Annotated in this window: 6 protein-coding genes, 1 tRNA gene and 1 pseudogene; 5 read left to right on the forward strand and 3 right to left on the reverse strand. The window is 46.1% G+C overall.

Annotated features, from left to right (window positions below):
* Window positions 1-773: 773 nt before the first annotated feature.
* Window positions 774-1013, forward strand: a pseudogene (locus Q0140_RS06460) (helix-hairpin-helix domain-containing protein); the annotation flags it as partial.
* 806 nt (window positions 1014-1819) lie between these two features.
* Here the strand turns inward: Q0140_RS06460 and Q0140_RS06465 are convergent.
* The 3 genes from Q0140_RS06465 to mraY form a co-directional block, all read right to left on the reverse strand.
* A tRNA-Phe gene (locus tag Q0140_RS06465) sits at window positions 1820-1895 on the reverse strand.
* Between the two features lie 549 nt (window positions 1896-2444).
* Entirely contained in the window at window positions 2445-3923 is a 1479-nt protein-coding gene (gene murD, locus Q0140_RS06470; protein WP_297962939.1) for a UDP-N-acetylmuramoyl-L-alanine--D-glutamate ligase, read from the reverse strand.
* Window positions 3924-4037: 114 nt separating this feature from the next.
* Window positions 4038-5102, reverse strand: a complete 1065-nt coding sequence (gene mraY / locus Q0140_RS06475; RefSeq protein WP_297962941.1) for a phospho-N-acetylmuramoyl-pentapeptide-transferase — start codon at window positions 5100-5102, stop codon at window positions 4038-4040.
* A 198-nt stretch (window positions 5103-5300) separates the two neighbouring features.
* Between mraY and gpmI the strand changes: the two genes are divergently transcribed.
* The 4 genes from gpmI to Q0140_RS06495 all read left to right on the forward strand — a co-directional run.
* Window positions 5301-6767: a 2,3-bisphosphoglycerate-independent phosphoglycerate mutase gene (gene gpmI / locus Q0140_RS06480; RefSeq protein ID WP_297962943.1), complete on the forward strand. Its 1467-nt coding sequence runs from the start codon at window positions 5301-5303 to the stop codon at window positions 6765-6767.
* Window positions 6768-6868: 101 nt separating this feature from the next.
* Window positions 6869-7612, forward strand: a complete 744-nt coding sequence (gene fabG, locus Q0140_RS06485; protein ID WP_297962945.1) for a 3-oxoacyl-ACP reductase FabG — start codon at window positions 6869-6871, stop codon at window positions 7610-7612.
* A 68-nt stretch (window positions 7613-7680) separates the two neighbouring features.
* A complete protein-coding gene (gene acpP, locus Q0140_RS06490; protein ID WP_005873350.1) occupies window positions 7681-7917 on the forward strand; it encodes an acyl carrier protein in 237 nt (78 codons plus the stop codon).
* A gap of 18 nt (window positions 7918-7935) precedes the next feature.
* The coding region (locus Q0140_RS06495) for a beta-ketoacyl synthase N-terminal-like domain-containing protein (RefSeq protein ID WP_297962947.1) at window positions 7936-8815 on the forward strand (880 nt) is incomplete at its 3' end.

The raw sequence follows: 8815 nt of genomic DNA on the forward strand, positions 1-8815 counted from the left end.
ATACGTTCGTTTTTAATACATTACCGCGTTTTTATATCTAAATTATAAAGCCGCCAGCAACTTATAAGGCTTTCGTATGATTTAAACTATATGCCAAATAAAGCTTGGCAAGCACTGTTACTTAATATAATGAAACGTTCTATAAGCAGATAAAACCCTATTAAAAATCAAGCCCGTAAAAAGCATGTCCTACAAAAGCAAGCTTATTGATGTGCTAAATTTTATGAAGATTGCTCGTATAGTTTTGCACGTAAAGTATCCGCGCCTTTCACAGCACCAGTATCCCGTCACCATATGCGTATAGTCTCGCACTAAAAAGCCTCCGTGCGTGGCAAGGTGGGCTAAATTTCATAAGTACCGCCGCTTAGCCTTTTATATGATTTAAATCCAAGTCCCGTTTCAATGCTTGCGGTATTAAATTTAATATATCTAGCTTTATCCTTTTCGGTCTCCAAAGAGGAGCAAAAAAGCGCTGTTGAATTTAATATATCTAGCTTTATCAGCGCCTATCTGCTTTTTAAGATCAAGCTAAAATTTAACGTATTTATTTAATAAAACGATCGGAGCAGATAAAATTTCAATATATCCACTTAAATTTTATCTCCCTTTAAGCCCGCTGCAAATATAATCCTTACCGTATTGCAAGGTGGCGTAATAGCATATGGGCGCATCCCCTTTTCTAGCGCTGGCGCGGGATAGGTATGCAAAAGCCCTAAATGCTAATAGACGTTTTATTTGGCAATACAAATATTTCAACTTAAAAGGACTTTTCAATGAAAAACCTGTTTAAATCCGCATTATTTCTATCGCTTCCTGCTTTTATGTTGGCAGCCGTAAATTTAAATACCGCAAGCAAAGAGGAGCTTATGGCGCTTCCCGGTATCGGAGAGGCAAAAGCTCAGGCTATTATAGATTACCGCAAGGATAATAAATTTAAAGATATCGAGGATATCAAAAACATTAAAGGCATAGGCGATAAAAGATTTGAGCTTATTAAAGATGATCTTGCCGTAAGTGGACATACCGATATAAGCGATCTAAAATCCGTAAAGCAAAAAGCAAGTAAAAAAGCCAAAGATACCGCCAAATCCTCTAAAGCTAAAGTAAACGCTAAATCAAAAAAGTTGCAAGAGAAAATGGATGATAGCATGGATAAGGCTATGAATGAGGATGGAAAAGTAAAAAGCTCTACGGCTAAGTTGAAAGACGAAGCTAAAGAAGAGGGATCGTCTAAGGCTAAAGGTAAGAGGGGTAAGAAGGGTAAGGGAGAGTAATAAGAAAGAATATATAAAATAAGGGGAGGAGTGTAAGGTGGACTTCTCCTTTTATAAGGTTTTATGAACTTTATAGTTTTATATAGTTGTATTCTTTTCTAATCATTGCTATTGTAAATTTACAAATTTTATAGCTCTTATTTTTTTCTATCTCTTTTTTTATTATAAATTTTGCAGACTTTGAAATTTTAACTTTTGTACTTTTTTCTCGGCTTTGCCTTCATCTTATTTCGTGTTTGATTTATTTGGCTTTAAATTTATAGGTTACTTCGGGGGTAAAATTTAAACAAGTTCGCGCGAGCAAACGAATGTAGTACAAATTTTATTATTCTGCGCAGTTTGCTGCATGCACTGCATAAATTTCACTTTGCAGTCTCTGCCTGTATTCCATGAGTTTTACGCGTTCGCCTTTAACGCTTAATTAAGACTATTTTTTAGAACGATTATACTCAGAATTAACATAAAAATAACCAGAATTTAAGGCAAGCACCATCATAACAACAAAGAGAAACAAAAAGAGCGATTAAAAGATAAAATAGATTAAGTGGTGGTTAGAGGCAGAATCGAACTGCCGACACGCAGATTTTCAGTCTGCTGCTCTACCGACTGAGCTATCCAACCACCGAAAAAGAAAAGTAATTTTAGCCATGCAATACTTAAATCTCGGTTAAAATCCTTGATTTTCGCTAGATTTTTGCACGTTGCGCTCGAAAACAGCCAAATTACTCAGCTAAAATTTTTTAAATTTCAGTAGTGAAAAATATTGCTTATGCAGCAATTTGCAATAATCAAAACGGGCTATCAATCTAAAAAGCAAAGGGATATAAAATTTTACTATTTAGCCGATTCTGCAAATTATATGCTTGGTTTTAAACTGTGCAAAGTAGATAAATTTACGCCAAAGGATCGCTATATCATTTTAAATTTACGCGTATAACGGACAGCTGGGAGCGATTGATTAAATTTAGCATCGAAAATTGGCTTTAATTTGGACTTGACGAAGCATCTTTATAAACATTGTGCTCGAGCTAATAGTGTGACATGGGGATGTTTACTTCGGGGTTGAATTTATTTAGATATCCGCGCAGCAGAAGCGTTGAAATTTTAAAATGCGATTGCAAATTGTATTTTAAAAGCCTAGCCCGATCCGACTAGCCCCGATAGGTCTGTTTATCCAAGTTGTGCGACTTGTTTTTTAAATAGCTCGCCGCGTTCGGCGTAGCTTTTAAATTGATCCAAACTGGCACATGCAGGGCTTAACAGCGCTATTTCACTCGCAGAATGTATGGAATTTTTAAAATTTTCGAAATTTTTAGAATTCTGCGAATTCCGAGTTTCACCGTCGTTTGTGCGGCGTTTCGGCGAAGAGGCGTTGTCGCTTGCGACAGATGAGTGGTCGCCTTTTTGCAGCGTATTTTCGCCGATCTTTGCATTTTTTTTCGCCTTGCCGCCGTTGTATCCGCCATTCGCGCTTAAATTTTGTACTTTCAATTCGTCTGCGTCGCTTTTTTCAAAATCCGCGCCTCGGTACTGCTTCGAAATTTCGCTCACCGCCGTTTGTAAAATTTCGCAGCGCACGCAAGGAAGTTTGTATTCGTCGCACAAACGCACGATTTTATCGGTGTTTGAGCCGATTGCGTAAATTTGCAGATCGTATTTTTTAAACTCTGCAAAAAGCGGGTGCAGATCCACGCCTTTGTCGTCACCGCCGAGGATCAGATGTATTTTGCGCCCGGCATATCGTTTAAGGGCTTGTGCACACGCATCGATATTGGTGGCCTTCGTGTCATTGACCCAGACCCTGCCGCGCGCGTCGGTAAGCTCCTCTAGCTTATTGCCTTCGATCACGAAGTCGTTCAGTCGCGCGACGTCGCATCTGTCGAATAAAATTTTCTCCACGCACAGCGCCAAAAGCGCGTCTATCAAAAACGGAGTGCGGAATTTTATCTCGCCTAAATCGATGCCGAATTTTTGCGCTAGATCCGCTTCGTCTTCGTAGCAGATCACGCGGGCTAGGCTATTTTGCGCGGCGGCGGAGCTTTCGTAGGCGCGCGGAATTAGCGCCACGGAGCCTTCGCGCATCGCTAGCAGGGGCGAGAGTTTGGCGCGCTCATACTCCGCGAAATCGCCGTGCCAGCTGAGATGATCGGGCGTGATCGCAAGCAGCACGTAGATGTCGGGGCGCGCATGCTTGGTGTAGTGCAGCGTAAATGAGCTCGTCTCTAGCACCCAAATTTTGGCGCTTTTATCAAGCTTTGCAAGCGGAACGCCCACGTTGCCGCCCATTTGCGAGCCGTATCGCTCTAGCAAGTGCTGCATCATCTTCGTAGTCGTCGTCTTGCCGTTCGTGCCGCTGATCCAAATTTTGAGGCCTTTGTAATCGTCAAAATAATCGTATTCGCTGATTAAATTCCGTGCCTTTCGCACCAGCTCGTGATGCGGTGGAAAGCCCGGGCTTGGGATTTCAAGCTCGCTTGCGGCGGGATCGAACTCGCTTGGGTTTAAAAGCGCATTGCCGAACTCGTCCAGCTTCGGCGCGCCCGAAGAAATTTCAAATTTATCGTCGTAGATCTCCCAGCGGCCGTCTTTTTGATAGTGCTCGGCGATCGCTCTGGTCGTAAGCCCGTAGCCGAATAGCGATTTTTTCATTTTTCTCCCCCTTCGCCCCGTAAAATTTGAGTTATCTCATCGGCGCTAAGCTCGCCCGTTTCGTCGTATATTCCGCGCGCCGTTTCGAAATCAGGTTCAAGCTGCGCTCGCATTTTATCTCAGTTTCAGCGACGTCAGCGCTATGATATTTGCGATCAGCGCGATGATCCAAAATCGGATGATGATTTTATTTTCGATCCAGCCTTTAAGCTCGAAATGGTGATGTATCGGCGCCATTAGGAAAATTCTGCGTTTGAAAATTTTAAAGCTGCCCACCTGCAAGATCACGCTGAGCGTTTCGATGACGAAGACGAAGCCGATCATTATGAGTAAAATTTCGTTTTTCGTGATGACCGCGCAGTATCCTAAAAATGCGCCTACGCTGAGGCTGCCGCTATCGCCCATAAATACTTCGGCGGGATAGCAGTTGAACCACAAAAACCCAAGCAGCGCGCCGATGAGCGCCGAGACGATGATGCAGACCTCGCCCGCGCCCGCGACGCGCGGTAGCAAGAGATATTGCGAGTAGATCGCGTGCCCGCACAGATAGGCAAATACGCCCAAGCTGCATAGCGAAAACACCGACGGAATGGTCGCTAGCCCATCTAATCCGTCGGTTAAATTTACCGCGTTTGAGCTAGCGCTTATCACGATCGTCCAAAACAGCGGCGCGAAGATCCATAAATTTAGCAGAGGGTACTTAAAAAACGGCACGAAAAATTCCCCGCCCAGATCGCTAAAAGCATAAAGCGTCGCCCCGATCAAAAAGGCCAAGAAATTTTGCAGTGAAAATTTAGCCCGCGCGCTAAGGCCTGCGTGGTTTTGGCGGCCTAAAATTTTAGAGATATCATCCTTAAAGCCTATGTATCCAAAGCCCACCAAACAAAGCAGCCCGCAGAGCACGAAGACGTTGTTTAGCTTGGCGCACAGCAGGCTTGCGAGTACTGCGGCGGTAACGAAAACGAGCCCTCCCATCGTCGGGGTTTTGCTCTTTTTCTGATGGTTTTGCGGCGCGAGCTCGTAGATGGGCTGCGCGGCGTGTCTGGCTTGCGCCCAGCGGATAAACCGCGGCATAGCCCAGACCGAAAAACAAAAAGCGATAAAAAACGCAAGGCCTGCGCGAGCGGTGATGTATTGGAAAAAATTTATATTTGTAAGATGATAAAGATAATAAAACAAAGTTTGCCTTTTAAATTTTATGAAATTTTATACGAAAACGCGCATTTTAGTATAAAAGAGGTAAAATTTAGCTTTTAGGGCAGATGAAATTTTGCCGCATTTGCCAAAAGAAAGTATAATGCCGCTCGTAAAAACAGCGCCGCAGATCCGCTTCAAAAGACCTGCGCGGCGGAATTTAGACGAAATTTAGGAGCCAAAATGGGGCAAAAGACGATTTTACTTATCACCGACGGCATCGGCTTTAACGCGAGCGATAAATTTAACGCGTTTGCAAACGCGTTAAAGCCCGCCTATGATTATCTTTTTAAAAATGTGCCCAATACGCTGCTGCGTACTTCCGGGCTTGCTGTGGGCTTGCCGCAGGGGCAGATGGGAAATAGTGAAGTAGGGCACATGACGATCGGAAGCGGTAGAATTTTATATCAAAACCTAGTCAAAATCGATCGCGCGATCGATGAGGGCTCGCTTGAGAAAAACGAAGCGCTACAAAGCCTGCTTTCAAAGTGCCGCAGGCTGCACGTCATAGGGCTTTACAGCGACGGCGGCGTGCATTCGCATCTACGCCATTTCGACGCGATCTGCGAGATAGCGCAGAATGCGGGTTGCGAGACGTGGGCGCACGCTATCACCGACGGGCGCGACGTTTCGCCGAGCAGCGGAGCGGAATTTTTAAAGCATCTAGAGACTAAATTTAAAGTTGCTAGCGTGTGCGGGCGCTTTTACGCGATGGATCGCGACAAGCGCTTTGATCGCGTAAAGCGCGCTTACGACGTGCTTATGGGCGAAGCGGCGCCGCTTGAAATTTCGCCTAGCGAGTATGTGCTGCAAAGCTACGAGCACGGCGTGAGCGACGAGTTTATCGAGCCCGCGAGCTTTAGCGGCTTTAGCGGTATCGGCGCGGATGACGGAGTGATTTTTATAAATTTTAGAAACGATCGCGCCAGGGAGCTTTGTGCGGCTTTGGGCGATGAGAGTTTCGGCGAATTTGAGCGAAAATTCGTCGTGCAAAATTTAATCACGATGAGCGAATACGACGCGAGCTTTAAATTTCCTCTGCTTTTTGAGAAGCCCGTGCTTAAAAACACGCTTTGCGAAGTGATCGCGGAAGCCGGTCTTACGCAGCTTCACACCGCCGAGACCGAAAAATACGCGCACGTGACGTTTTTCTTTAACGGCGGCGTCGAAGAGCCGCTTCCGAACGAAACTCGCGTGCTGATCCCAAGCCCGAAAGTAAAAACCTACGACGAGCAGCCGCAGATGAGCGCACCTGCGGTATGCGACGCGGTGATCCGCGGCATCGAAGCGGGGATCGATTTCATCGTCGTAAATTTCGCAAACGGCGATATGGTCGGCCACACGGGCAACTATGACGCCGCGGTAAAGGCGGTCGAAGCGGTGGATGAGTGCATCGGTAAAATTTTAAACGCGGCGAAGGCGCATGATTACGCCTACGTCCAGATCAGCGACCACGGCAACTGCGAGGCGATGCGAGACGCGGACGGCGAAATTTTAACCAACCACACGACCTTTGACGTATTTTGTTTCGTCGCGGGCGAGGGCGTTCGCGAGCTAAAAAGTGGACTTGGGCTTAGCAACGTCGCAGCGACCGTGCTAAAGTTAATGGGGCTACCGAAGCCCGCGGAGATGGACGAAGCGCTATTTTGAAATTTCGACAGCGTGGGCTGCGAGCAGATTTAAACGGCTAAGATTTAGGTAAATTTGGATAAATTTACGCTAGATATTAAAATTTTAACAAAAGGACAAGTATGAAATTTAGTGGAAAAAACGTTTTAATTACCGGCGCGAGCCGCGGTATCGGCGCGCAGATCGCAAGGACTTTGGCAGGCTACGGGCTTAAGGTGTGGATCAATTATCGCTCAAGCCCTGAGCCTGCCGATGCGCTGCTAGAGGAGATCCGCGCAAACGGTGGAGAGGGCGCCGTGATAAAATTTGACGCGACGAACGAGGCGGAATTTAGCGAGGCGATTGCCCTGATCGCGCAAAGCGACGGCGAGCTAAGCTATCTCGTAAATAACGCGGGCGTCACGAACGACAAGCTCGCGCTTAGGATGAAGCTGGAAGACTTCATGGGCGTGATCGAAGCAAATTTAAGCAGCGCCTTCATCGGCTGCCGCGAAGCTCTAAAATTAATGAGCAAAAAGCGATTCGGCGCGGTCGTAAATATCGCCTCGATCGTCGGCGAAATGGGCAACGCCGGGCAGGTCAATTACAGCGCGAGCAAGGGCGGAATGATCGCGATGAGCAAGAGCTTTGCAAAAGAGGGCGCAGCGCGCGGCATCCGCTTCAACTGCATAACTCCGGGCTTCATCGCTACGGATATGACGGATGCGCTAAGCGACGACGTAAAAGCAAGCTACGAAGCGAGCATCCCGCTTAAGCGTCTCGGAAGCACGAGCGACGTCGCCGAAGGAGTTGCGTTTTTGCTTAGCGACGGCGCGGGCTACATTACCGGAGAGTCGCTTAAAATCAACGGCGGGCTCTATATGTAGCGTTAAATAGCGGAATTTAAGGTTAAATATTATAGAATTACGCGGTATTTTTTTAAAGGAGTGCTAAAATGGCAGTATTTGAAGATGTAAGAGACGTAGTTGTAGAGCAACTAAGCGTTAGCCCGGATCAGGTTAAACTTGACTCTAAAATTATCGAGGATTTGGGCGCGGACTCTCTTGACGTAGTTGAGCTAGTAATGGCTTTAGAGGAGAAATTCGGTATTGAGATCCCAGATAGCGAGTCCGAAAAATTAGTAAGCATTAAAGACGTAGTAGATTATATAGAAAATTTGCCTAAGAAATAAAATTTTAAGGAAGCGGTTTTGAAACGAGTCGTAGTAACGGGCATCGGGATGATAACCTCTCTCGGGCTTGACAAACAGAGCAGTTTTGAAAATATCTGTAACGGAAAAACCGGGGTTGATAAAATTTCGCTCTTTGACGCTAGCGAATTTCCGGTTCAAATTGCAGCTGAAGTAAAAGGTTTCGATCCTTCGAGCGTAATCGAGGATGGAAAAGAGATAAAAAAGATGGATAGATTTATCCAACTCGGGCTTAAAGCCGCGGGTGAAGCTATGGATGACGCTAAATTTAGTGGTTTCGATAGCGACGAATTCGGCGTTAGCTCGGCTAGCGGTATCGGCGGTTTACCGAATATCGAGATAAATGCCAATACCTGCTTGCAGCGCGGCCCTAGGCGAATTTCTCCGTTTTTTATCCCCTCTGCGTTAGTAAATATGCTCGGCGGCTTTGTTTCGATATATTATAAATTAAAAGGTCCGAATTTATCCAGCGTTACGGCTTGTGCGGCTTCTGCGCATGCGATTATGGACGCTGCAAGAGTTATCATGATCGGCGAAGCGAAAAAGATGCTTGCAGTGGGAGCCGAGGCTGCGGTTTGTCCTGTAGGTATCGGCGGATTTGCCGCGATGAAGGCACTTTGTGCTAGAAACGACGATCCTGCGCACGCTTCACGTCCGTTTGATGCGGAGCGAAATGGCTTTGTAATGGGCGAAGGCGCGGCGGCTTTGGTTTTAGAAGAGCTAGAAGACGCAAAAGCGCGCGGTGCTAAAATTTACGGCGAGCTCGTAGGATTCGGCGCTAGCGGCGATGCTTATCATATCACTTCACCTAGCCTAGACGGTCCGATCCGCGCTATGAAAAAGGCCTACGAGATGGCGGGACGCCCGAAGATTGATTATA

Origin of the sequence: uncultured Campylobacter sp. (assembly GCF_938045405.1) — a bacterium.
Classification (GTDB): domain Bacteria; phylum Campylobacterota; class Campylobacteria; order Campylobacterales; family Campylobacteraceae; genus Campylobacter_B.

What these genes read in the sequence shown, in the direction of transcription:
- murD (WP_297962939.1), bottom strand. Translation starts at nt 3,923, where the DNA reads ATGAAAAAATCGCTATTCGGCTACGGGCTTACGACCAGAGCGATCGCC.
- gpmI (WP_297962943.1), top strand. Translation starts at nt 5,301, where the DNA reads ATGGGGCAAAAGACGATTTTACTTATCACCGACGGCATCGGCTTTAAC.
- fabG (WP_297962945.1), top strand. Translation starts at nt 6,869, where the DNA reads ATGAAATTTAGTGGAAAAAACGTTTTAATTACCGGCGCGAGCCGCGGT.
- acpP (WP_005873350.1), top strand. Translation starts at nt 7,681, where the DNA reads ATGGCAGTATTTGAAGATGTAAGAGACGTAGTTGTAGAGCAACTAAGC.